At 75.8% G+C, this 21,401-nt stretch carries 21 protein-coding genes; 10 read left to right on the top strand and 11 right to left on the bottom strand.

The window, feature by feature from the left end:
• Positions 1-34 precede the first annotated feature (34 nt).
• From ACQP2P_RS18590 to ACQP2P_RS18580, 3 genes are all read left to right on the top strand, one after another.
• Complete coding sequence (locus ACQP2P_RS18590) at positions 35-475, top strand: MarR family winged helix-turn-helix transcriptional regulator (RefSeq protein WP_433617620.1); 441 nt, start codon at positions 35-37, stop codon at positions 473-475.
• A 76-nt stretch (positions 476-551) separates the two neighbouring features.
• On the top strand, positions 552-1,997 hold the full coding sequence (locus tag ACQP2P_RS18585) for an MATE family efflux transporter (protein ID WP_433617619.1): 1,446 nt from the start codon (positions 552-554) through the stop codon (positions 1,995-1,997).
• Positions 1,998-2,051: 54 nt separating this feature from the next.
• A complete protein-coding gene (locus ACQP2P_RS18580; protein WP_433617618.1) occupies positions 2,052-3,254 on the top strand; it encodes an FAD-dependent monooxygenase in 1,203 nt (400 codons plus the stop codon).
• A gap of 21 nt (positions 3,255-3,275) precedes the next feature.
• On the opposite strand, the gene ACQP2P_RS18575 is transcribed toward ACQP2P_RS18580, so the two are convergent.
• The gene (locus tag ACQP2P_RS18575) at positions 3,276-4,400 is read right to left on the bottom strand and encodes an FAD-dependent oxidoreductase (protein WP_433617617.1); all 1,125 of its coding nucleotides are present in this window, start codon (positions 4,398-4,400) and stop codon (positions 3,276-3,278) included.
• Between the two features lie 76 nt (positions 4,401-4,476).
• On the opposite strand from ACQP2P_RS18575, the gene ACQP2P_RS18570 reads away from it, so the two are divergent.
• Genes ACQP2P_RS18570 through ACQP2P_RS18560 form a run of 3 tightly spaced genes read left to right on the top strand, consistent with a single transcriptional unit; the run spans position 4,477 to position 5,925 of the window.
• A complete protein-coding gene (locus tag ACQP2P_RS18570; RefSeq protein WP_433617615.1) occupies positions 4,477-5,100 on the top strand; it encodes a TetR/AcrR family transcriptional regulator in 624 nt (207 codons plus the stop codon).
• 58 nt (positions 5,101-5,158) lie between these two features.
• On the top strand, positions 5,159-5,740 hold the full coding sequence (locus ACQP2P_RS18565) for a pyridoxamine 5'-phosphate oxidase family protein (protein ID WP_433617614.1): 582 nt from the start codon (positions 5,159-5,161) through the stop codon (positions 5,738-5,740).
• Entirely contained in the window at positions 5,737-5,925 is a 189-nt protein-coding gene (locus tag ACQP2P_RS18560; RefSeq protein ID WP_433617612.1) for an antitoxin, read from the top strand. Before ACQP2P_RS18565 ends, ACQP2P_RS18560 begins: the two co-directional genes overlap by 4 nt.
• Positions 5,926-6,102: 177 nt before the next feature.
• Here ACQP2P_RS18560 and ACQP2P_RS18555 read toward each other — a convergent pair whose 3' ends face one another.
• Positions 6,103-7,224, bottom strand: coding sequence for an FAD-dependent oxidoreductase (locus tag ACQP2P_RS18555; protein WP_433617611.1), 1,122 nt, complete (start codon positions 7,222-7,224; stop codon positions 6,103-6,105).
• Between the two features lie 30 nt (positions 7,225-7,254).
• Here ACQP2P_RS18555 and ACQP2P_RS18550 point away from each other — a divergent pair, with 30 nt between their 5' ends.
• Both ACQP2P_RS18550 and ACQP2P_RS18545 read left to right on the top strand, forming a co-directional pair.
• Positions 7,255-7,980, top strand: coding sequence for a TetR/AcrR family transcriptional regulator (locus ACQP2P_RS18550; protein ID WP_433617609.1), 726 nt, complete (start codon positions 7,255-7,257; stop codon positions 7,978-7,980).
• Positions 7,981-8,174: 194 nt separating this feature from the next.
• On the top strand, positions 8,175-8,816 hold the full coding sequence (locus tag ACQP2P_RS18545; protein WP_433617608.1) for an SIMPL domain-containing protein: 642 nt from the start codon (positions 8,175-8,177) through the stop codon (positions 8,814-8,816).
• Between the two features lie 14 nt (positions 8,817-8,830).
• Here the strand turns inward: ACQP2P_RS18545 and ACQP2P_RS18540 are convergent, their stop codons facing one another.
• Genes ACQP2P_RS18540 through ACQP2P_RS18510 form a run of 7 tightly spaced genes read right to left on the bottom strand, consistent with a single transcriptional unit; the run spans position 8,831 to position 17,685 of the window.
• Positions 8,831-10,750 (bottom strand): response regulator, encoded by a 1,920-nt coding sequence (locus tag ACQP2P_RS18540; protein WP_433617607.1) that lies wholly within the window; start codon positions 10,748-10,750, stop codon positions 8,831-8,833.
• Positions 10,732-11,796, bottom strand: a complete 1,065-nt coding sequence (gene cheB, locus ACQP2P_RS18535) for a chemotaxis-specific protein-glutamate methyltransferase CheB (RefSeq protein WP_433617606.1) — start codon at positions 11,794-11,796, stop codon at positions 10,732-10,734. Before cheB ends, ACQP2P_RS18540 begins: the two co-directional genes overlap by 19 nt.
• Complete coding sequence (locus tag ACQP2P_RS18530) at positions 11,793-13,805, bottom strand: hybrid sensor histidine kinase/response regulator (RefSeq protein WP_433617604.1); 2,013 nt, start codon at positions 13,803-13,805, stop codon at positions 11,793-11,795. Before ACQP2P_RS18530 ends, cheB begins: the two co-directional genes overlap by 4 nt.
• Complete coding sequence (locus ACQP2P_RS18525; RefSeq protein ID WP_433617603.1) at positions 13,802-15,277, bottom strand: HAMP domain-containing methyl-accepting chemotaxis protein; 1,476 nt, start codon at positions 15,275-15,277, stop codon at positions 13,802-13,804. The genes ACQP2P_RS18530 and ACQP2P_RS18525 overlap by 4 nt, the downstream gene beginning before the upstream one ends.
• Before the next feature lie 8 nt (positions 15,278-15,285).
• Positions 15,286-15,918: a chemotaxis protein CheW gene (locus ACQP2P_RS18520; RefSeq protein WP_433617602.1), complete on the bottom strand. Its 633-nt coding sequence runs from the start codon at positions 15,916-15,918 to the stop codon at positions 15,286-15,288.
• A complete protein-coding gene (locus tag ACQP2P_RS18515; protein WP_433617601.1) occupies positions 15,915-17,264 on the bottom strand; it encodes a CheR family methyltransferase in 1,350 nt (449 codons plus the stop codon). The genes ACQP2P_RS18520 and ACQP2P_RS18515 overlap by 4 nt, the downstream gene beginning before the upstream one ends.
• Positions 17,251-17,685, bottom strand: a complete 435-nt coding sequence (locus ACQP2P_RS18510; RefSeq protein ID WP_433617600.1) for a chemotaxis protein CheW — start codon at positions 17,683-17,685, stop codon at positions 17,251-17,253. Before ACQP2P_RS18510 ends, ACQP2P_RS18515 begins: the two co-directional genes overlap by 14 nt.
• Positions 17,686-18,003: 318 nt before the next feature.
• Here ACQP2P_RS18510 and ACQP2P_RS18505 point away from each other — a divergent pair, with 318 nt between their 5' ends.
• Positions 18,004-18,492, top strand: a complete 489-nt coding sequence (locus ACQP2P_RS18505) for an NUDIX domain-containing protein (protein WP_433617599.1) — start codon at positions 18,004-18,006, stop codon at positions 18,490-18,492.
• A gap of 125 nt (positions 18,493-18,617) precedes the next feature.
• On the opposite strand, the gene ACQP2P_RS18500 is transcribed toward ACQP2P_RS18505, so the two are convergent.
• Entirely contained in the window at positions 18,618-19,175 is a 558-nt protein-coding gene (locus tag ACQP2P_RS18500) for a helix-turn-helix domain-containing protein (protein WP_433617598.1), read from the bottom strand.
• Positions 19,176-19,225: 50 nt separating this feature from the next.
• Between ACQP2P_RS18500 and ACQP2P_RS18495 the strand changes: the two genes are divergently transcribed.
• Positions 19,226-20,692: a benzoate/H(+) symporter BenE family transporter gene (locus tag ACQP2P_RS18495; RefSeq protein WP_433617597.1), complete on the top strand. Its 1,467-nt coding sequence runs from the start codon at positions 19,226-19,228 to the stop codon at positions 20,690-20,692.
• 108 nt (positions 20,693-20,800) lie between these two features.
• On the opposite strand, the gene ACQP2P_RS18490 is transcribed toward ACQP2P_RS18495, so the two are convergent.
• Complete coding sequence (locus ACQP2P_RS18490) at positions 20,801-21,328, bottom strand: MarR family winged helix-turn-helix transcriptional regulator (protein WP_433617596.1); 528 nt, start codon at positions 21,326-21,328, stop codon at positions 20,801-20,803.
• Between the last annotated feature and the right edge of the window lie 73 nt (positions 21,329-21,401).

Below are 21,401 nucleotides of genomic sequence, written 5' to 3'. Positions count from 1 at the left end.
GACAGTTAGAACTCTAATCTTTAGAGTTCTCACCATGGACGCACCCAGGCTCACCACCACGCTCGACCTGCTGCGCTGGATCGGCTGGGCGCAGCAGAAGGCCGGCGAGGAGTGGATCCGCGCGCGCGAGCTCAGCTTCGCCCAGGCCTTCGCGCTCGGGTACCTGGTGCGCAGCCCCGGGGCGATCCAGCGCGACCTGCAGAAGATGACGCGCACGAGCGCGGCGAGCGTGTCGAGCCTCCTGCAGGGGCTGGAGCGCCGCGGGCTCGTCGAGCGCCGGACCGAGGGCGGCGACGAGCGCAGCAAGCGCGTCTACGCCACGCCGGCCGGCGCCGAGCTCATCGCCGGCTTCGACGCCGCGATGGCGGCCACCGAGGAGACCATCCTCGCCCCGCTGGACCAGGCCGAGCGCGACGCCCTGCACGCCCTGCTGACCAAGATCACCTCGGTCCTGCCGCAGCCCACGCGCGACTAGACCCACGCTCCGCCCACCCACGCGCCGGCCCACCGGGGTCGCCGCGCGATCAAGCCTGCCCTGCAAGGGAGCCGTCATGACCACCACGACCCCCGGCACTGCCGCGGCGGCCGACGCCGTAGGGACCAACCGCTGGTACCTCTCCGCCGCCCCCATCGCCCGCGCCCTCGTCCACCTCTGCGTGCCGATGGCGGCCGCGCTGATCGTCGGCGCCGTCTACAACGTCATCAACGCCGGGTTCATCGGCTCCCTGCACGACACCGCCCTGCTCGCCGCGGTCACCCTCGGCTCCCCGCTGCTCGGCCTGGTCATGGCGGTCGGCGGCGTGTTCGGTGTCGGCGGCGGCGCGCTGATGTCGCGGCTGCTCGGCGCGGCCGAGCACGACCCCGCGAAGGCCGCCGGGATCCGGCACGTCTCGTCGTTCGCCGTGTGGGGCTCCGCGATCACCGGCGCCGTCCTCGGCGGCCTCGGGCTGCTCCTGCTGCACCCGCTCGTCGCGCTGCTCGGCGCCGATGCGGCGGCGGCGCCGGCGACCCGCGACTTCGTCGCCGTCCTGCTCGTCTTCGTGCCCGTCCTCGCCGTCGCGTTCTGCCTCGAGCAGCTCGTGCGGGCCGAGGGCGCCGCCCGCACGGCCATGGCCGGCCTCATCGCCTCGACCGTCGCCAACCTCGTCCTCGACGTGCTGTTCATCCTCGTGCTGCGCTGGGGTGTCGCCGGCGCGGCGCTCGCGACCGGCCTCGCGAACCTCGTCACCGTCGCCTACTTCGCCGTCTGGCTGCACCGCCACAGCGAGCACGTGAGCCTTGCCCCGCGCTGGTTCACCCTCTCCCCGGCGGTCCTCCGGCCCGTCTTCGGCATCGGCGCCGGCGAGCTGCTGCAGTCCGCCTTCCTGGTCGTCACCAGCCTGGTGCTCAACCGCCTCGCGGTGGCCTACGGCGACGGCCCCCTCGCGGCCATGGGCGTCGCGGTGCGCATCGCCCAGGTGCCGGAGTTCCTCGTCATGGGCGTCACGATCGGCGTGCTGCCGCTGCTGGCCTACGCCTACGGCAAGGGCGACCGCGACCGCCTCAACGCCGCCCTGCGCGGCGCCGCGATCACCGTCGGCGTCGTGGCGCTGGCCTTCTCCGCCGCCGCGTTCGCCTTCCGCGAGCAGCTCTTCACCGCCTTCGTGGCCGACCGCTCGGTGCTGCGCATCGGCGTCACGATCCTCGTGGCGCAGCTCGTCGCGATGGTCGTCAACGGCTTCCGCGGCCTCATCACCTCGCTGTTCCAGGCGACGGGCCGCGCCTTCCCCGCGATCGTCATGTCGAGCGCGCAGGGCGTGCTGTTCATCCCGATCGTGCTGCTGGGCAACCTGTGGTTCGGTCTGCCGGGCATCATCTGGGCCCTCACCGTCACCGAGATCATCGTCTTCCTGGCCGGCGGGGTGCTCTGGCTGGCCTCGCGCCGCGCGATCGACCGGGGCCTGGCCCAGGGCAGCCCGCAGCGGGCCGAGGCGGCGCTGGAGCAGGCCGGGGCCTGACCGCCCGCGTCAACATAGGTTGACGAGAGCCGTGCGTCAAGTTAGGTTGACACCATGTCGACGCAGACCGCTGCATCCGTCCTCGACGTGCTCGTCGTCGGCGCCGGCCCCACGGGCCTGATGCTCGCCGGAGACCTCGCCGCCGCCGGCGTCCGCGTGGTCGTGCTCGACCGCGCGGACGAGCCGGTCCGGACCCCGAAGGGCAACGGCGTCGTCGGCCGGGCCGTCCTGGAGCTGCGCCGGCGCGGGCTCCTGCGGGGCACGGGGCTGCGGGTGCTGCGGCCCCCGCGGTTCCGCTTCGGCCCGCTCACCCTCGCGCTGGGCCTGCTGCACGGCCCGCTCCACGTGCTCCCGGTGCCGCAGCACCGCCTGGAGTCCCTGCTGGCGCAGCGCGCCGCGCGCCTCGGCGCCACGCTCCGGCGCGGGCACGAGGTCACCGGGTTCGAGCAGGACGACGACGGCGTGACCGTCCGGGCCACCGCCGACGGCTCACCCGTCGAGCTGCGCGCGCGGTACCTCGTGGGCTGCGACGGCGCACGCAGCTTCGTGCGCAAGAGCCTCGGCATCGGCTTCCCCGGCGTCACGAGCCCCGACATCTCCCGGCTGGCCCGGGTCACCATCCCGGCGGGTGCCGCGGCCCGGGTCGGCGACCACATCGAGCTGCCCGGCATCGGCCGGCTCGTGCCCTTCCGGCCCAACCGGACCGCACACGGGTCGATCACCATCGCCCCCGCCGACGCGCTCGACCGCTCCGCCCCGCACGACCTGTACATCGTCAGCACGCACGAGCCGCGCGGCGACAGCGACCCGACGGACGAGCTCGGCGACGAGGAGCTGCGGGCGAGCCTGCGCCGCGTCCTGGGGGCCGAGCTGCCGTACACGACGGCCTTCGCCGCGAGGAGCGTGGTGGCGAACAGCCGGCACGCGGAGCGCTACCGCGAGGGCCGCGTCCTGCTCGCCGGCGACGCCGCGCACATCTTCAGCGCCGGCGGCTCGGCCATCAACGCCGGCCTGCTCGACGCCGTCGCCCTGGGCCGGACCCTCGCCACGGTGCTGCGCGGCGCGGCGGGGCAGACCGCGCTCGACGACTACGAGTCGCAGCGGCGCGCGGCCGCGCGACGCACGCTCGCGCTCACGCGCCTGCAGGTCGCGCTCGAAGCGGGCGACGAGACCGGCGAGGCACTGCGCGAGGTGCTCGGCGAGCTGCTGCGCAACCGCGCCACCGCCCGCCGGATCGCGACGCTCATCGAAGGCTGACGCGCACGCGCGCCACCCGGGTCACGCCGCGGCGGCGGTGTGGCGGTCCTGGACGAACGACAGGACCCGCGCGCCGGCGTTGCGGGCGGCCAGGCCGAGGCGCGTCTTCGGGACCACCAGCGCCGCCGCCCGCCCCGCGCCGCGGACCTTCGCGTCCGTGCGCGCCCGGTGCTCGGCCTCGTAGCGGCGCAGGCCGAGCGCGAGGTCGTCGCCGGCGGCAGCCAGCGCCGCGGCGAGCGTGTGGGCGCCGGCCATCGCCAGGCTCGAGCCGTCGCCGAAGAGGGAGACGCAGGACGCGGCGTCCCCGGTCAGCGTGATGCGCCCCCGCGTCCAGGCCGGCAGGTGCACCCGGCTGACGCTGTCGAAGTACACGTCGGCGCCCGGAAGCTTCGCGAGCAGCTGCGGCACCCGCCAGCCGGCGCCCGCGTAGGCCTCGGCCACGATCCGGCGGTGCGCGGCGGTGTCGCGGTGGTCGAGGCCGGGGCGGGCCGGGCCGCGGAAGATGCAGGCGACCAGGGCCTCGCCGCGCGACGGGTGGATCGACACGACGCGGCCCGGCTCGTTGTAGAGCAGCACGTGCCTCGGGTCGTCGGCGGGCTCGCCCAGGGGCAGGGTCGCGACCCACACGCCGAGGTGGCGGACCAGCTCCGGCTCGGGGCCGAAGGCCAGCCGCCGCACCGCCGAGTGCAGGCCGTCGGCGCCGACCACCAGGTCGAAGCGTTCGGGGGCGCCGCGGTCGAAGGTCACGTCCACGCCCGTGGCGTCGGGCTCCAGGGCCGTGATCGCGTCGTCGAAGCGGAAGTCCGCGTGGTCCCGCGCCGCCTCGTAGAGGGTCGCGGCCAGGTCGGCGCGCGGGATCTCCAGGGCGCCGTCCTCGGTCTGCATGGGCAGGCGGGCGATGGTGCGCCCGGCGGCGTCGACGACGCGCATGCCGGCGGCGTGGGTGGCGCGCTCGCGCAGCGCCGCGAGCACGCCCATCTCGCGGGCGACGGGCAGGGCCGGGCCGCGCACGTCGACGGGGTTGCCGCTGGAGCGCCGGCCGCCCGATCGCTCCACGACGGTGACCCGCAGGCCGTGCCGGGCGAGCCAGTAGGCGGCGGTGGTGCCGGCCACGCCGGCGCCGGAGACGAGAACCGAAAGCGTCATGCGAGCGACACTATCCGCACTCAGTGCAAGTTTGCAATGAGTGCCAACCAACATTCGGTGCGATATGATCGCCCGCATGTCGTTGCGGGAGCTGAAGCGTGCCCGGACCCGGCAGGCGCTCGTGACCGCCGCCGCGGACCTGTTCGAGCGCAACGGCTTCGAGCAGACGACGATCGCCGACATCGCGGCCGCGGCCGAGGTCGGGACGCGGACCTTCTTCGGGTACTTCGCGACCAAGGAGGACCTGCTCTTCCCCGAGACCGACGGCCGGCTGCGGGCCGCGATCGACGCGATCGCCGGGCGCGGGCCGCACGACACGCCCGCGCAGGTGCTGCTGCGCGCCCTGTCGATCGTCGGCGAGGACGGCGACGACCTCTCCGGGCGCATGGCGGCCCTGCGGCTGCGGTTCATCGCCGAGGTCCCGTCGGTGCGCGGCCGGGCCCTGCAGACCCAGTCCGACGTGCAGCAGGAGATCGCGCGGCGGCTCGCCGAGGCGTTCCCCGACGAGCTGGACGCGGTCACCTCCGCGGCCCTCGTCGGCGCCTTCGTCGGGGCCGTCACCGGGGCGCTGCAGGTCCTGCTGCGCGACCGGGCGCGGGACCCGAAGAGCGTCCAGGAGGCGGTCGAGCGGGCCACCGCGGTCGCGCTGCGCCCGTGGGTCGGACACGATGTGCGACCGGGAGGGGACCCCGGCGTGTAACCCTGCGCTGATGGGAGGCGATCACGGACTCAGGGCCGGCTCAGCCGGCGAACGGCTGATGCAGGAGCGGGCGGGCACGGTGGAGCGGGCCGAAAGCTTCTACAGCCAGCAGGTGCTGCCCGAGCTCAACGAACGGATGGTGGAGTTCGTCGGGCGGCAGGAGATGATGTTCGTCTCCACCGCCGACGCGCTCGGGCATTGCGACTGCACGTTGCGGGCCGGGCCCGCCGGCTTCGTGAGCGTGCTCGCGCCGGGGCGGCTGGCGTGGCCGGAGTACCGCGGCAACGGCGTCATGGCCAGCGTCGGCAACATCGTCGAGAACCCGAACGTCGGGCTGCTCTTCGTCGACTTCTTCCAGGACGTGATCGGCCTGCACGTCAACGGGCACGCGACCGTGGTCCCCGAGGGCGAGATGCGCCGCGACCACCCCCAGCTGCCCGTCGACCAGGTCCCCGGGCGGCGGCCCGAGCGCTGGGTGAACGTGTTCGTCGAGGAGGCGTACATCCACTGCGCCAAGCACATCCCCCGGCTGCGCAAGGTCACCGCCGAGGAGCGCGCGTGGGGCAGCGACGACGTGCGGCGCAAGGGCGGGGACTTCTTCGGTGCGGCGGCCGCGACGTTGGGTACGGTGGGGCGATGAACAGCTTCTTCGACAAGGTCAAGGACCTCGCCGACCAGCACGACGAGAAGGTCGACCAGGCGCTGGACAAGATCGGCGACGTCGTCGACGACAAGACCGGCAACAAGTACAGCGACCACATCGACAAGGGCGTCGACTTCGCCCAGGAGCACACGGGCCAGGGCAACACCACCGAGCAGCACTGACCGTCCCCCGCCGCGAGGGCCTCGGCGGCGCGCCGAGGCCCGAGGCCCGGTGAGCCGTCCGGCCCGGCGGCGGGGCAGCAGCCGCACCAGGGCCGCCGGCGCCAGCCCGAGGACCACCAGCGCGACCATGCTCGCGCGGAGGCCGTCGGTGATCTGAGCGCTCGGCGCGTCAGTCCGTCACGGCGACGGCTCCGGCCCGGCGGTCCGCGTGAAGAAGCGGACGATGTCCTCGGCGGCGGTCGGGGACAGCATCATGGCCTGCACCCGGGCGGACATCTCGGCGATCGGGCCGATGCGGTCGAACATCGCCGCCTCGAACGCCCGGATCGCCGCGCCGGGGTCGGCGGGGTCGGCGGCGAGCGCGGCCCCGAGCTCGGCGGCGTCGAGCATGGCCTGGTTGGCGCCCTCGCCGACCGGCGGCATGAGGTGCGCGGCGTCGCCGATGAGGGTGAGGCCCGGCCGGTGGGCCCAGCGGGTCCCGGTCGGCATCACCTCGATCCGGCGCAGGGTCGGCGGGCCGTCGCCGGCCTCGATGAGCGCGGTGAGGCGCGGGTCCCAGCCGTCGAAGAGCTCCAGCAGGGCGCGCTTGTCGCGGTAGGCGTCGATGGGGCGGCCGTCGGCGGGCAGCGAGATCCCGACGCGGATGCCGCCGTCGCCGAGGCGCTGCGCGGCCAGGATCCGGCGCACCCCGATGCACCAGAGGTTGCCGGGGCCGACCAGGTCGGCGAGGTCCGGGTGGCGGCGGTCGGCGTCGGCGATGCCGAGCTCGGCCAGGGTGGCCACGTGGGACAGCGGCGCGTCGGTGAGCAGCGACCGGACGACGGAGCGCGCGCCGTCCGCGCCGACCAGGACGTCACAGCCGGCATCCCGGCCGTCCTCGAACGTCAGCCCGAAGCCGCCGCCGGGCCGGGGGATCGCCGCGACGAGCCGGTGCCCCCACCGGACCGTGCCGGCGGGGACGGAGTCGAGCAGCAGGTCCCGCAGCACGCGGCGGTCGATCTCGGGGCGCCCGGCGAACGAGCCCGGTTCGGGCCTGTGGTGCACGAGGGTGTGCCCGGCCGGGTCGAGGATGCGATGCTCCTCGCCCTCCGGGCGCGCCTCGCAGCGGAACTCGCCGGTGAGGCCCGCCTCGTCCAGGGCCCGCTGCCCGGACTCCGGGTGCAGGTCGAGCAGGCCGCCCTGGGATCGCGCGGATCGGCTCGCCTCGCGTTCGTACACCACCGCGCCGATGCCGTGCCGGTGCAGGATTCGGGCCAGCGTCAGGCCGCCGAGGCCCCCGCCGGCGATCGCGATGCGCATCGTCGCCCCCCTTACCGTACGATGTACCTCATGGATACGGCGTACGGTAGCGCACCGCTGCCCGTCTGGGAACGGGCCGAGCCCCAGCCGCGGGCGGCGCCGGTGCCGCTGAGCCGCGCGAAGATCGCCGCCACGGCGATCCGCCTCGCCGACGAGCACGGCCTCGACGGGCTGTCGGTGCGCAAGATCGCCATGGCGCTCGGCGTCGGGCCGATGCGGCTGTACGACTACGTGACCAACCGGTCCGAGCTGCTCGACCTGATGGTCGACGCCGTGTACGCCCGGATCGCCGAGGCCGACCCGCCGCCCGGGTGGCGCGCCACGGTGCTGGCCGTCGTGCACCGCACGCGCGACGCCGCGCTGGAGCACGAGTGGTTCGCCGACCTGCTCGGCGCGCGGCCGCACCTGGGCCCGCACGCCCTCGCCGTGGGCGAGTCGACCGCGGCGGCGCTCGCCCAGGCCCCCGGCGTGCGCGGCATCGACGATCTCCAGCGGGCCCTGGGCGCCCTGAACGCCTTCGTCGTCGGAGCGCTCCGCCGGGAGATCACCGAGCGGCGCACCGCGCGCGCGACCGGCACCGACGAGTCCGCGTGGCAGGCCGCGCTCGGGCCCTACCTGACCCGCATGCTGCAGACCGGCCGCTACCCGACCGTCGCCCGGCTCGTCATCGACGGCGCCCACCTCGACGCCGAGGAGACCTTCCACCACAACCTGACCACCGTGCTGGACGGCATCACCGGCCACCCCCGCACGTGACCCATCGCTCGCCGGCCGGTCCCGCCCCGCGAGGCGGTGGCGCGGCCCTGTCGCGCGCGCTGGATCGGTTTCCGGCCCCGGACCCTCGTGGCGGGAGCCCGTGTCCGGCGACCTGCGAACGCCGGGACGAGCGGCCCTGAGCGCGCGGCGCACGGGGCGGCGGCGGGGCGGGCGATCTGGTTGGATCGGCGGTCATGCAGATGGTGGAGCACCCCTGGGGAATCACCGCGTTCGGCGCCGCCAGCGTCAAAGCCGCCCCCGACATCGTGCGCGTCCGGTTCAAGGTCGTGCGGGTCGAGCAGGCCCCCGCCGCCGCGTTCGAGGCCGCCCACGCCGCTGTGCGGGCGGTGCGCGGGGCGCTGCGCGGGCACGGGATCGACGACTCGGCGGTCGAGGGTTCGCGGCTCGATCTGCAGACCGAGTACGAGTACGCGGGCGGGTCGCGCACGTTCGCCGGGTACCAGTGCCAGGCCGCCTTCTCGGTCGAGTGCGCCGCGCTGGACGACGTCGAGGCGCTGCTCGTCGACGTCGTCTCGGCCGGTGCCAACGAGATCGAGGGCGTCGACTTCGACGTCGTCGGCAAGCGTGAGCTGCGCGCCGAGGCCCGGCGGCAGGCCGTCGCCGCGGCCCGCGCCAAGGCCGGGCTCTACGCCGAGGCCGCCGGCGTCCGGCTCGGCGCCGTGCTGCACATCGAGGACGTGGACCCGCAGCAGCAGAGCGCCGGCCGCTACCGCAGCCACGCCCAGGCCGCCGCGACCACGGCCCAGGACCTCGCCCCGGGCCACATCGTCGTGTCCGCCGCGGTGGTGCTGGGCTACGCCGTGGCCCGCGACTGACCCCGGCACCTGCGTCAGGCGGCGAGGGTGAAGGAGAAGGTCGCGCCGCGGCCGGGCTCGCTCTCGGCCCAGATCCGGCCGCCGTGCCGGTCGATGATGCGCTGCACCGTCGTCAGGCCGATGCCCGTGCCCGGGAACTCCGCGGCGTCGTGCAGGCGGCCGAAGGGGCGGAACAGCTCCTCCGCCCGGTCCGCCGGGAAGCCCGCGCCGTTGTCGCGCACGTAGAAGACCGCGCCGTCGCAGCCGATCGAGATCACCGGGTCCTGGGTGCGTGCGGTGAACTTCCAGGCGTTGCCGACCAGGTTCGCGTAGACCGCGCGCACCAGGTCGCCGTCGCAGGCGGCCGTCATCGGCGAGGCCACCGTGACGCGCACGGTGCGGGACGGGTCGCGCTGGCGCAGCTCGTCGACGACGTCGAGGGCCAGGGCCGCCAGGTCGACGGTGCTGCGCTGGATCTGGCCCCGGTTCGCGCGCGCGAGCTGCAGCAGCGACTCGATCAGCGCGTTCATCCGGGTGGCGGCGCCGTGGATGCGCGTCAGGAACTGCGCCGTCTGCCCGTCGGCCTCCTCGGCCAGCAGCTCGCTGTAGCTCAGGATCGTCTGCAGGGGCGAGCGCAGGTCGTGCGAGACGGAGCCGCTGAACGCCTCCAGCTCGCGGTTGCGCCACTCGAGCTCCTCGACCAGCTCCGCGCGGGCCTCGGCGAAGCGGCGGGCCGCGCGCTCCTCGGCCGCCTCCATCTCGCGGCGCACGAGCTCGTCGCGGATGCGGCGGTTCTGCTCGTGCAGGTGCTGGCGGCGCACGTGGGCCCGGACGTGGGCGCGCAGGCTGCCGGTGCCGTCGGCCCGGCGGACGTAGTCGTCGGCGCCGGCCGCCAGGCACTCCAGGAGCACGTCGTCGTGGCCGACGATGATGACCGGCATGTCGCGCAGGCCCGGCACGGCCCGGATGCGGTCGCACAGGTCGCGGCCGTCGATCTCGGGCAGGTGCAGGTCGATGACGGTACAGTCGGCCGGCTGCACGGCCAGCATGGCGAGGGCGTCATCGGCGCAGCGGGCCAGCACGGCCTCGTAGCCGTCCTCGTGCAGCAGGGTCGTCATCGTCTCCAGGTAGTGGCTGTCGGCGTCGACGAGCAGGACCCGGGCCGGGCGCACGGCGCCGGCGTCGGGCAGCGGCAGGGCGGCGGCGCTCTTGCGCAGCACCGCGGCGAGCTTGGCCAGCACGACCGCGAGGTCCTCCTGCTTGCGCACGAACGCGTCGGCGCCGGCCTCGAGGATCTGCAGCTCGGTGGTGTAGTCGTCGGAGGCGGTCAGCAGCAGGCAGGGCACGTTACGCAGGGTCGCGTCGAGGCGGACGCGGCGGATGACGGTGGCGCCGTCGATGCCGGGCAGCACCCCGTCGACGATGATCGCGTCGGGCCGGCGCACCCCGGCCACGCGCAGCCCCTCCTCGCCGCTGGCCGCGGTCGCCACCTCGTAGCCGCTGTCGGCGAGATGCCGGCGCAGCAGCTCGCGGAAGGTGCGGCTGTCGTCGATGACGAGCACGAGCCGGCGGTTCTCGGCCGCGGGGCCGTGGCGCAGCAGGTCGCGGGCGCGGGCGACGACCACGGCCGCGTCGTAGGGCTTGCCGACGTAGTCGTCGGCGCCGGTGCGCAGGCCGCGCAGCCGCTCGTGCACCTCGGCCTCGGTGGACAGCAGCAGCACGACCGCGTCGCCGTGGCGGGGGTGGGCGCGCAGCCGGCGCAGCAGGTCGACGCCGTCGCCGTCGGGCAGGCGCACGTCGAGCACGGCGACGTCGAACTGCTCGGACTCCAGGGCGTCGACGGCCTCGCCGAGCCGGGCGCACAGCACGGTGTGGAAACCGTCGTCCTCGAAAGCCTCGTGCAGGTCCATGCGCACGGTGAGGCTGTCGTCGACGATCAGGACGGTGTTCGCCACGAGAGCCTCCTGTTCTTCGGCCGCTCGCCCAGCGTGGCCAGGCGGGCCCCGATCTGCTCCGGCGGCAGGCTCTCCGCGGCGGCGCCGAGCGCGGCGGCCTCGCGCGGCATCCCGAACACCACACAGCTCGCCGCGTCCTGCGCGAACGTCATCGCCCCGGCCCGGCGCAGCGCGAGCAGGCCGTTGGCACCGTCGCGGCCCATGCCGGTGAGCAGGCACCCGGCCGCGGCGCTGCCGAGGTCCGCGGCGGCGGACTCGAAGAGCGTGTCGACGCTGGGGCGGCAGGAGTGCCGGGGCGGGGCCGCGCTGAGGTGCAGGTGCCCGTCGCGCACGAGCAGGTGCAGGTCGGGCGGGGCCATCGTGACCCGCCCGGCCAGCGAGGCGAGCGCCTCGCCGCCGCGGGCGTAGCCGACGACGTGCCCGGTCTGCTCGGCCAGCCAGCCGGTGAACGCCTGCGCGAAGGACTCGTTGGCCGACAGGTGCTGGACGTACAGCACCGGCACCGCGAACCCGGCCGGCAGCGTCCGCAGCAGCCGCACGATCGCCCCGGGGCCGCCGGTCGACGCGCCGACAAGCACCGCGCGCACCGCGGCCGGCTCGGGCCGCACGGCCACCGGCGGGGCGGGTGGGGCCCCGGCCAGCCGCTTGGTGACCACGCGGATGCGGGACACGACCTTGACCGCGGTGCGCAGCCGCTGCGGCCAGGTGTCGTCGGTGGCGTCGCCGCGCGGCTTCTCCAGCACGTCGACGGCCCCGGCGGCGAGCGCGTCGTAGGTGGTGAACAGTTCCCGGCGCTCGGCGGAGCACACCACCAGGATCGGCGTCGGGGCGAGCGCCATGATCTGCTCGGTGGCGGCCAGCCCGGTCATCACCGGCAGCATCACGTCCATGGTGATCACGTCCGGCCGCAGCCGCCGGCAGAGCTCGACCGCCTGCGCGCCGTCGGTGGCCTCGCCCACGATCTCGAAGCCGGTCGCGGGCGTCAGGGCCTCGCGCAGGCAGTGCCGTACCGTGGCGGAATCCTCGACGACGAGCACCCTGATCATGCCGGCGCCCCCGCGAGATCGCGGATGTGGCCTAGGAGCTCCTCCTGGTCGAACTCGCTCTTGACCATGTAGGCGGAGGCCCCCGCGGCCAGCCCGCGCCGGCGGTCCTCGGCCGAGGCCCGCGAGCTGACCAGGATCGCGGGCACCTCGCGCTGCTGCGGGTCGGCCCGGGTGAGCTCGACGAACGCGAAGCCGTCGAGGCCGGGCATGTCGATGTCGACGAGGAACAGCGCGTAGCGCCGCTGCCGCGCCCGCTCCAGCGCCTCCTCGGCGGAGGCGGCCAGCTCCACGCGGTACCCCGCGGACTCCAGGATGCTGCGCTCGAGCATCCGGGTGGTGAGCGAGTCGTCGACGACGAGGATCGGCGCGAGCTCCCGCGGCCCCTCGCCGGCCCCGCCGGCGCCGTGCGCGGCGGGCGGGGGCGCGACGCTGCCGGCGGCCCCGGCGGACGCGGCCAGGCCGGACGGGTCGAGCACGATGCGCGGGTTGCCCTCCGCGTCGATCGACACCCCGCCGACGATCGCGGCCGCCGGGGCCAGCTCCGGCAGCGGCCGCACGACCAGCGTCGAGGTGCCCAGCAGCCGGTCCGCCCCGACCGCGAAGACGTCCTCGGCGGCGGCGAGCACGACGGCGACGGCCCCGCCCGCGGCCCCGGACGGCACTGCGGGCGCGAGCACCCGGGCCAGCGGCAGGAACGGCAGCACCCGCCCGCCGTGGGCGAGGGCCCCGGCCGCCGCGGCCGCGGAGGCCTCCACCTCGGGCAGCAGCACGCAGGTGCGCACCGCGTCCAGGGGCAGCGCGGCGAGCACCCCGCCGGCCCGCAGCACGAGCCCGGAGAGCGAGACGAGCGCGAGCGGCACCGTGAGCTCGACGGTGGTGCCCTGGCCGGGCTCGGTGCTCACCGACACCTCGCCGCCGAGGCGCTCGGCGACGTCGCGGACCGCGTCGAGCCCGATGCCGCGGCCGGAGACGCCGGTGACGCGCTCGGAGGTGGAGATGCCGCCCTGCATGAGCAGGCGCATGAGCTCGCGCACGTCGGCGCCGGCCTGGACCAGCCCCCGGCGCTCGGCCTGGCGGCGCACCGCCTCGAGGTCGAAGCCGCGGCCGTCGTCGCGGCACCGGAACGCGGCGAACCGGCCGCGGCGGCGGACCTCGACGCTGACCCGGCCCTGGGGCGCCTTGCCGGCCGCGACGCGCTCGGTCTCGGGCTCCACGCCGTGGCTGACCGCGTTGCGGACCACGTGCAGCAGGGCGTTGCCGGCCTGGGCGAGCACGTGCGGGTCGAGGCGCAGGTCGCCGCCGTGGCTGTCGAACAGCACCGTCTTGCCCTCGGTGTTCGCGACGTCGTACACCGCCCGGTGCAGGGTCGTCAGCACGGTCGCGGCGGGGACCAGGCGCAGGCGCTCGGCCCGGCCGCGGATGTCGTCGAGCTCGCGGGCGACCTGCTCGACGGTCGCGGTGAGGCGGCGGCCGAGCGTCGTGAGCCCGGCGGCGACCGAGCCGGCGGCGGGGCCGCCCCGCTCGCCGCGCAGCTGCTCGGCGAGGGCCTCGGCGGAGCGCCGGACCCGTTCGAGGGCGGCGGTGTGCGTGCGCAGCGGGGCGAACCGGGCGTGAGCCTCGTCGACCGCCTCGAGGAGGTCGTCCACCTCCGCGGTGGCATCACGCTCGGGCTCGGGGGACATCTCGGACACTTCCGGCGGCTCGGGCTGCTCGAGGGCCACCACGGCCGCCGTCATCGCATCGGTCAGCCGCAGCAGCGCGGCAACGTCCGGCGAGCCGCCCTCGCGGAAGGGCATGAGCAGCTCTTCGAACGCGTGCGCGAGGTCGGCGAGCCCGGTCTGGCGCACCACCCGCGCCGCGCCCTTGAGCGTGTGCGCGTGCCGCAGCAGCCCGGCCACGGGCTGCGGGTCCCCGGCGCCGCCCTGCAGGTCGAGCACGCCCTGCGCGAGCTGGTCGACGAGCTCGCGGGCCTCGATGCGGAAGTACCGCAGCGGATCCTTCTCCGTCATGCGCGGTTGTCCGCCGTGACCAGCCGCAGCAGGGTCGTGGACAGGCCGGTCAGGTGCGCGGCGGTCTGGCGGGTCTGCACCGCGCTCGTCTCGCTCTCCTGCGTGACCCGGGCGGTGTCGGTGACCGCCACGTTGACCTGCTCGACCGCGGTCGCCTGCTGTTTGGTGGACAGCTCGATCTCGCGCGCCGACTCCGTGGTCGAGGCCACCAGGTCGGCGATCTGCTGGAACGACGCGGTGACGGCGTCGAACTGCCGGGTGCCGGCGTCGACCGCCTTGGCCCCGGTCTCGGTCGCCATCACCGTGGTGTTCACCGCGCCCCGGACGTCGTCGATGAGCGCGCGGATCTCCTTGGCGGAGCCGGCCGTACGGTCGGCCAGCTTGCGGATCTCGTCGGCCACGACGGCGAACCGCCGCCCCCACTCCCCCGCCCCGGACGCCTCGATGGTCGCGTTGATGGCCAGGATGTTGGTCTGCTCGGCGAGCTCGGAGACCAGGTCGACCACGCCGCCGATCTGCTGCGAGCGCTGCCCGAGCTCGAGCATGTGCTGCACGATGAGGTCGACCTGGCGGCGGATCGCGGCGATCGAGGCCCGGGCGTCCTCGATCGTGGAGTCGCCGGAGCCGGCCGCGGTCGCGGTCTCCTCGGCGATCTTCGCCACCCGCTGCGCGCCCTCGGCGATCTGCCGGGAGGTGATGAGCAGCTCCTCGATCGTCGTGTTGATCTCGCTCATCGCGGTCGCCTGCTCGCGGGCACCGGTCGCCTGGGCCCCGGCCGAGGCCTCCAGCTGGGCCGAGGAGCTGCGGATGTGCCCGACGGTCCCGGCCACGTGGCGCTTGAGCGCGCGGGCGAGCAGCACCCCGCTGGCGACGCCGAAGCCGACGGAGAGCACGGCGAGGGCGATCACCACCCCGATGGAGACGGCGGCGCGGGCCGAGGCCGCGTCCTGGCGGCTGCGCAGGTCCTGGTTGAGCAGCGTGACGAGCGAGGTGATCTCCCGGTCGAGGCTGTCGCGCTGCGGCGTGACGCTGTTCTCGAACGCGGCGCTGATCTCCCCCAGGTCGGCGCCGGGCTGTTCCCGGCGGGTGATCACGCCCTGCAGCACGTCCTGGTGGTGCTGCTCGCCCTCCACCACCTGGTTGAGCAGGTCCCGCTCCTCGGCGCCGGCCAGCACGTCGCGGACCCGCCCGGCGGCGGCGGAGAACTGGCCCCGCGCGGCGCTGATCTGCTGGGCGTAGCGCTGGTCGCCGGTGAGCAGGTACGCGCGCCCGGCGCTGCTCTTGGCCTCGACGGCGGTCCGCAGCTCCTGCGCCGCGGCGAGGCCCTTCACGCCGACGTCGATGACCTCGTCCTTGCCCGCCACCACGGTGCTCAGCGCCCAGACGGTCACCAGCCCGGTGACCAGCGTCAGCCCCGCGGTGACGACGAAGCCCAGGCCGAGCCGCTGCCCGTACGTCCACTGTCGTGCCATGTCCCTGCCTATCGCTCCTCGGAGTGCCGCGCCGGCCCGGTGACGGCGTCGACGGCGGCCCGGACCGCGGCGCGCACCGCCGGCACGTCGACGATGGGGCGGGCCCCGTCGGGCAGCGGCACGATCCCGCGCAGGCATCCGTGCGGGCCGTGGCCGTCCGCCTCCTCCACCAGCCGGTCGCTGGGAATGCGCAGGTGGCCGTCGAGCTCGGCGAAGGCCAGCGCGACGGCGGGCTGCCCGGCCGCGAGCACGAGCCAGCGCGGCCCGGTGCCGCCGTCCGCCGGTCCGGCCGCGGCGGCGCCCGTGCCCAGCACGGCCGCCAGGTCGTACACGGGCACGATCGCGCCGCGGAAGCCCGCCACCCCGAGCAGCGCGCCGAGCGGGCCTGGCAGCCGCGTCACGGGACGGTCGGGGAACAGCCCGGCGGCCTGGGTCAGGCGCAGCGCGTACCGCACGCCGCCCGCCCGGATCGCCAGCAGGTCGTCGTGGCCGGCGACGGCCGAGCGGGGCGGGTCGGCGAACGAGCGGTCGAACTCCTCCCGCAGCTCGGCGAGCCGGCGCTCGATCGCGCCCCGGTCCCGCACCGGCACCGCTGGCGCCCCGGCCGGGTCGTCCGGGCGCGGCGGCGCGACGGCGCTCACGAGACCGCCGCCAGTTCGGCCCGGCACAGCGCGATCAGGGCGCCGCGGCCGAACCCGCCCCCGAACAGCGCGATGCGCTCCTCGGACTCCGCCCGCAGCAGGTGTACGGCCCGATCGAGCTCCTCCTCCGCCGTACGCCGGTCGCCGACGCGCCGGGCCAGCAGCCCCAGCCGCAGCCGCGGGATCGCGAAGCCGGGGTCGAGCTGCGCGGCGATGCGATGGTGGCGCTGGGCGGCGTCGTGCTGCTCGTCGCCCTCGTGGCAGTCGGCGAGCAGCTGGTGCGCGTCGGCGAAGAGTGCGTCGCGGTCCAGCAGCCGCCGGCACAGGTCCGCGGCCCGCCCGGTGTCCCCGAGCCCGGCCAGCGCGCAGCCGCGCACGAGCCACGTCTCGGGCCGGTCGGCCTCGGCCCCGGCGACGGCGTCGAGCACCTCGAGCGCGTCGGCGAAGCGCTCCTGCCGCAGCAGCGCGAGGGCCCGCTCCCGCGGCGGCGGACCGGCGGCCGGCACGGGCTCGGGGGCCCGGGGCGCCACCGCCACGCGCTCGTAGTAGAACGTCCCGTGCGAGTGGTGCACGGCCAGGCCCTCGGGGCGCGGGCCGAGCGTGTCGGTGTGCCCCAGGAACAGGTAGCCGCCGAGCACCAGGCTCCGCGTGATGCGCTCCACCACCGTGCGCGCCGTGTCCGGCGTGAGGTACATGAGCAGGTTGCGGCAGAACACGATGTCGTACAACCCCGGCGCGAACAGCACCGGGTCGTCCCGCGCGACGTTGTGCTCGACGAAGCGGACCCGGTTGCGCAGCCGCGCGTCGATCTCGACCCCGTCGCCGGCCGGGCGGAACCACTGCTGCCGCACGCTCTCGGGCGTCTCGCGCAGGGACCACAGCGAGTAGCGCCCGGCCATCGCCTTGCGCAGCGCCCCGCGGTTCACGTCCAGCCCGATGATCGAGGTCTCCCACGCCTGCGGCACGCGGCCGGCGAGGACCATCGCCAGGCTGTAGGCCTCCTCGCCGGTCGAGCACCCCACGGACAGCAGGTCGAGCCGGCGCCGCCCGTCGTCGGCGCGCATCCGCGCCGGAAGGGCGACGTCGGCGAGCGCCCGGAACTGCTCGACGTTGCGGAAGAAGTAGGTCTCGTTGACCGTGAGCGCCTCGGCGAGCGCGGAGAGCTCGGCGGTCCACGCGGTGGTGAGCCGGTCCAGGTAGCCGCGATCGGTCAGCCCGTGCTGGGTGGCCCGCTGCTGGAGGATATCCGCGAGCAGCCCGTCCTTCTTGTCGTCGAACGCCATCCCGAGCCGCTCGGCGAGCAGCCGCCGCAGCCGCGCGACGCCGTCCGGCTCATGCGGCGGCACGGTCGCCCCCGCGCGCCTCGGCCCTGGCCCCCCGCACCGGCACAGCATCGGGGCGCAGGAACAGCAGCGGCCGCCCGTCGAGCACCCCGACCGCCTCCACCAGCTCCCCGTCCGCCGGCGAGGGCTGCGCGGCCGAGCGGGGCACGGACCGCACCCCGAGGACCGGCCCGGTGGCGAACGCGACGGTCCCGCCCGGGGTGCCCACGGTGATGAACCGGCTGGGCGGGGCGCCCGGATCGCCGAGCAGCGCCGCGGTGTCGACGACGGGCACCGCCGCGCCCCGGATCACGGCCACCCCGAGCAGGGCCCCGCCCGCACCGGCGACGGGCTGCACCGGCAGCGGCCGGACGGTCTCGGCGACGCAGCCCAGCGGCAGCGCGCACAGCAGCCGGCCCACGCCGAAGATGAGCTGATCCTGCATCCGGTCACCCGCCCTTGATCACCCGCGCTGGGCACAGGATATGACGGCAAACGCGGCAAATGTTCGTTTTACGGCAACGACTCCCGGCCCGGGCCGGTCGCCGCCATGCCACCGCGAACAGGGTCATCACCTGCACCGCGAGCGTCACGACGAGGGCGAGGGCGAACGCCGGCCTGAGGGTGCCCGCCACCGTCGTTCGGCGGTGCGGCGGCCGGGGTTCGCCCTGTCACCGGCTCCGGGCCGGGCGCGGAGCGGGTGCGCCCGCCACCGGCTTCCGGCGGGGCAGCGGGGCGCGGGCCGGGCCGATAGGGTCTTCGCGTGGACAACGCGGAGCCTCGGCGCCGGCCGGCCGCGCGCGTCGTGTGCCTGGACGCGGCCCAGCGAGTGCTGTTGCTGCACTGGCAGGATCCCTCGGACGGCTCGCTGCTGTGGGAGCCGCCCGGCGGGGGCATCGACCCGGGCGAGTCGCCGTTGGACACGGCGCGCCGGGAGCTCGGCGAGGAGACCGGGCTCGACGCCGCCGCGGTGCTGGACCGGTTCGTGGACGTCGAGCGCGACATGTGGTGGAACGGGCTGCGCACCGTCGGGCCCGAGCAGTTCTTCCTCGCCCGCTTCGACGTCGAGACCCCGCCGCTGGTGCGCACCGGGCTGCTGCCGGACGAGGCGCTGAGCCTGCGCGGGCACGCCTGGCTCGAGCGGGCGGAGCTCGCCGGGCTGGACGGGCGCCTCGAGCCGCCGGAACTGCTCGCGGTCATCGCCGCGCTGACCGAGCCCGACGGCCCGGGCCCCTGGACGCACCCCGCCTGAGTCAGCCGGCCGAGCCCGGCGGCCCCACCAGCCGAGCAGACACCACCGGCCGACGACGCCCCGACGGCCTCCCGACGCGCGCCCCACCCAAGCCAGCCACGCGAACCCGACGGTCCGTGGACGCGTCAGCGGGGCGAGCGGATCAGCAGGTTCGCCACCACCTCGTCGGGGCCCGCCGCCTCGTAGACGTGCGGCACGTCGGCCGGGAAGGTCACGTGCTCGCCCGCCCCGGCGGTGCGGGGCGCGTCCTCGGGGCCCGCCCGCAGCGTCCCGCCGTAGACCGTGATGTGCTCGGTCACCCCGCGCGCGTGGGCCGGGGAGCGCTGGGCCACGCCGGGCCGCACGCGCATCCAGAACAGCTCGAACGTCGCCCCGGGCTCCTCGAACACCTCGAGCAGCGTCGCGGTGACCGCCGCGCCTCGCACGTCGGCGGCGGCGGCCGGGGGATCACCGGGCTTCAGGACCAGAGCCGTCAGCGGTACCCCCAGCGCCCCCGCCACCGCGTACAGCGTCTCCAGGGTCGGGTTGCGCGTGCCGTGCTCGAGACCGGACAGTGTCGCCTTGCCGATGCCGGCCGCCCGCGCGAGGGCCGACAGGGAAAGCCCGCGCGCCTCCCGCATCCGCCGCAGCCGCTCGCCCACGGCGGACTCGGCGCCCGTGCGGCTTGTTCCGCTCGCGCTCATGTGGCTATTGTTGCGTTCCGTTTACGGAACGATCGGCGAAGGGCCCCCGCATGCGCCAGGCACCCCCGGACTCGACCGGCGAAGGGCACCCGACCACCAGCCCACCGGCGCACGAGCCCACCGGCGAACGACCGCCGGGCACGCACCAGCAGGCGAGCACGGACCAGCCGCCCGGCATTGATCAGGCGGCGGCCACGGGCCTGCCGACGGAGGCGGACCCGACGGCGGGCAAGGAGCGGGCCGCGGCGGCCAAGGAGCAGGCGGCGGGCACGGACCCGACGGCGGGCACGGAGCAGGCGGCGGGCGCGGACCGGAAGGCGGGCAAGGAGCAGGCGGCGGGCCACCGGCTGCGGCGGGAGCTGCCGGCCGTGCTCGCGGGGCTGGTGAGCGCGCTCGTCGGGTACGCGAGCTCGTTCACCGTCGTGCTCGCCGGCCTTCGCGCGGTCGGCGCCACCCCGGCCCAGGCCGCCTCCGGGCTGCTCGCCGTGTGCGTGGCGATCGGGGTCACGGCGATCGGGCTCGGATGGCGGTACCGGATGCCGATCGCCATCGCCTGGTCGACCCCGGGCGCGGCCCTGCTCGCCGCGACCGGCCCGGTCCCGGGCGGCTTCCCGGCGGCCGTGGGCGCGTTCCTGCTCAGCGGCGCGCTCATGATCCTCGCGGGCCTGATCCCGTGGCTGACCCGGGCGATCGCCGCCATCCCGCGCCCGATCGCCGGCGCGATGCTCGCCGGGGTGATCCTCAGCCTGTGCCTGGCCCCGGTGCGGGCGATGGTCGACCTGCCGCTGCTGGCCACCCCGGTCGTGCTCACCTGGGCGGTGCTGTTCCGCTTCGCCCGGCAGTGGGCCGTGCCGGGCGCCCTGCTCGCGGCGGTCGCCGCGATCGCCGTGCACGGCCCCGGCGGCTCGCTGGGCGGCGCCGGGCTGCGGCCCGCCCCGATCCTGACCGCGCCCACGCTGAACCCGTCGGTCGTGGTGAGCCTGGCGATCCCGCTGTTCCTGGTGACCATGGCCGCCCAGAACGTGCCCGGGATGGCGGTCCTCGCGACGTACGGCTACACCCCGCCCCTGCGCCCGCTGCTCGTCGCCACCGGGGCGGCCAGCGCGCTCGCGGCCCCGTTCGGCGGGCACGCGGTCAACCTGGCCGCGATCACCGCCGCCCTCACCGCCGGCCCCGACACCCACCCGGACCCGCGCCGGCGCTGGATCGCCACGGTGGCCCTCGGCGGCGGCCAGCTCGCCCTCGGCCTCGGCGCGTCGCTGGCCATGGCCCTGGTCCTGCTCTCCCCGCCGATCCTGGTCGTGGCGGTCGCGGGCCTGGCCCTGCTGCCGGCGCTGGGCTCGTCGCTGGCCTCGGCGGTCACGGAGCCGCAGGGGCGCGAGGCGGCCGTGGTCACGTTCGTGGTGACCGCCTCCGGCACGACGATCCTCGGCATCGGCTCCGCCTTCTGGGGCCTGCTCGCAGGATGCTTGACGGCCCTGCTGCTGCATCGCCGGGCAGAACATCCGTCGCCCTGAGCCGCCCGGCGCGCGACAGTGGTGACCACGATGGGCATGCTCGATCTCACAGCCGCTCTGCACCGAGGTCGACGGCGTGCGGCGGCCCCGGACGCAGGGCAAGACCCGCTAGGTGAGCGGCTTCGGGGCGAGCCGGCTCGTGCGCATGGCCTGCGCGCCCTCCACCGGGTCGGCCGAGGTCTCCCAGCGGCCCCACCACTCGTCGTCGGGCAGCTCGCCCGCGGCCCGCACGAACGCGTGCAACAGGGTCAGCTCGCGCGGGGCCGCCGTCAGGCCCGCCGACCGTACGATCGCCTCCAGCTCATGACGCCGGGCCCGCATCACGTGGCCCACGAGGTCGCGGCCGGCCGGGGTCAGGCCCAGCCAGATCGACCGCCGGTCGTTGTGCCGGTGGAAGCGGTGGATGAGCGACTTGCGCACGAGCCGGTCGCACATGCGGGTCAGCGTCGACGGGGCCACGCCGAGCTCGCGGGCCAGCACCGCGCTGCGCTGCGGGCCGCCGCCGGCCAGCAGGACCAGCGTGCGGTACTGCGGCAGCGTCACGTCCGTCCCGAGCGCCGCGAGGCTGCGCGCGGCGAGCGCGACCATGCTGCGGCTCACCGCCAGCAGCGCCTCGACGAGCGGCTCGGTCGTCACCGCGCCATCGTTGCACGGGCGAGGCCGCCGCGGGGGGCGCGGCGGGTGGATTTGCCAGGGCCGTATACCTTAC

It is taken from the genome of Dactylosporangium sp. CA-139114 (assembly GCF_050955725.1).
Taxonomy (GTDB): Bacteria; Actinomycetota; Actinomycetes; order Mycobacteriales; family Micromonosporaceae; genus Dactylosporangium.
The sequence above is the reverse complement of the archived record's forward strand: the minus strand, read 5'-3'. Positions and strand labels throughout refer to the sequence as shown.

Coding starts and splice junctions, on each gene's coding strand:
- ACQP2P_RS18590 (WP_433617620.1), top strand. CDS start 35: ATGGACGCACCCAGGCTCACCACCACGCTCGACCTGCTGCGCTGGATC.
- ACQP2P_RS18585 (WP_433617619.1), top strand. CDS start 552: ATGACCACCACGACCCCCGGCACTGCCGCGGCGGCCGACGCCGTAGGG.
- ACQP2P_RS18580 (WP_433617618.1), top strand. CDS start 2,052: ATGTCGACGCAGACCGCTGCATCCGTCCTCGACGTGCTCGTCGTCGGC.
- ACQP2P_RS18575 (WP_433617617.1), bottom strand. CDS start 4,400: ATGACGCTTTCGGTTCTCGTCTCCGGCGCCGGCGTGGCCGGCACCACC.
- ACQP2P_RS18570 (WP_433617615.1), top strand. CDS start 4,477: ATGTCGTTGCGGGAGCTGAAGCGTGCCCGGACCCGGCAGGCGCTCGTG.
- ACQP2P_RS18565 (WP_433617614.1), top strand. CDS start 5,159: ATGCAGGAGCGGGCGGGCACGGTGGAGCGGGCCGAAAGCTTCTACAGC.
- ACQP2P_RS18560 (WP_433617612.1), top strand. CDS start 5,737: ATGAACAGCTTCTTCGACAAGGTCAAGGACCTCGCCGACCAGCACGAC.
- ACQP2P_RS18555 (WP_433617611.1), bottom strand. CDS start 7,224: ATGCGCATCGCGATCGCCGGCGGGGGCCTCGGCGGCCTGACGCTGGCC.
- ACQP2P_RS18550 (WP_433617609.1), top strand. CDS start 7,255: ATGGATACGGCGTACGGTAGCGCACCGCTGCCCGTCTGGGAACGGGCC.
- ACQP2P_RS18545 (WP_433617608.1), top strand. CDS start 8,175: ATGCAGATGGTGGAGCACCCCTGGGGAATCACCGCGTTCGGCGCCGCC.
- cheB (WP_433617606.1), bottom strand. CDS start 11,796: ATGATCAGGGTGCTCGTCGTCGAGGATTCCGCCACGGTACGGCACTGC.
- ACQP2P_RS18530 (WP_433617604.1), bottom strand. CDS start 13,805: ATGACGGAGAAGGATCCGCTGCGGTACTTCCGCATCGAGGCCCGCGAG.
- ACQP2P_RS18525 (WP_433617603.1), bottom strand. CDS start 15,277: ATGGCACGACAGTGGACGTACGGGCAGCGGCTCGGCCTGGGCTTCGTC.
- ACQP2P_RS18510 (WP_433617600.1), bottom strand. CDS start 17,685: ATGCAGGATCAGCTCATCTTCGGCGTGGGCCGGCTGCTGTGCGCGCTG.
- ACQP2P_RS18500 (WP_433617598.1), bottom strand. CDS start 19,175: ATGAGCGCGAGCGGAACAAGCCGCACGGGCGCCGAGTCCGCCGTGGGC.
- ACQP2P_RS18495 (WP_433617597.1), top strand. CDS start 19,226: ATGCGCCAGGCACCCCCGGACTCGACCGGCGAAGGGCACCCGACCACC.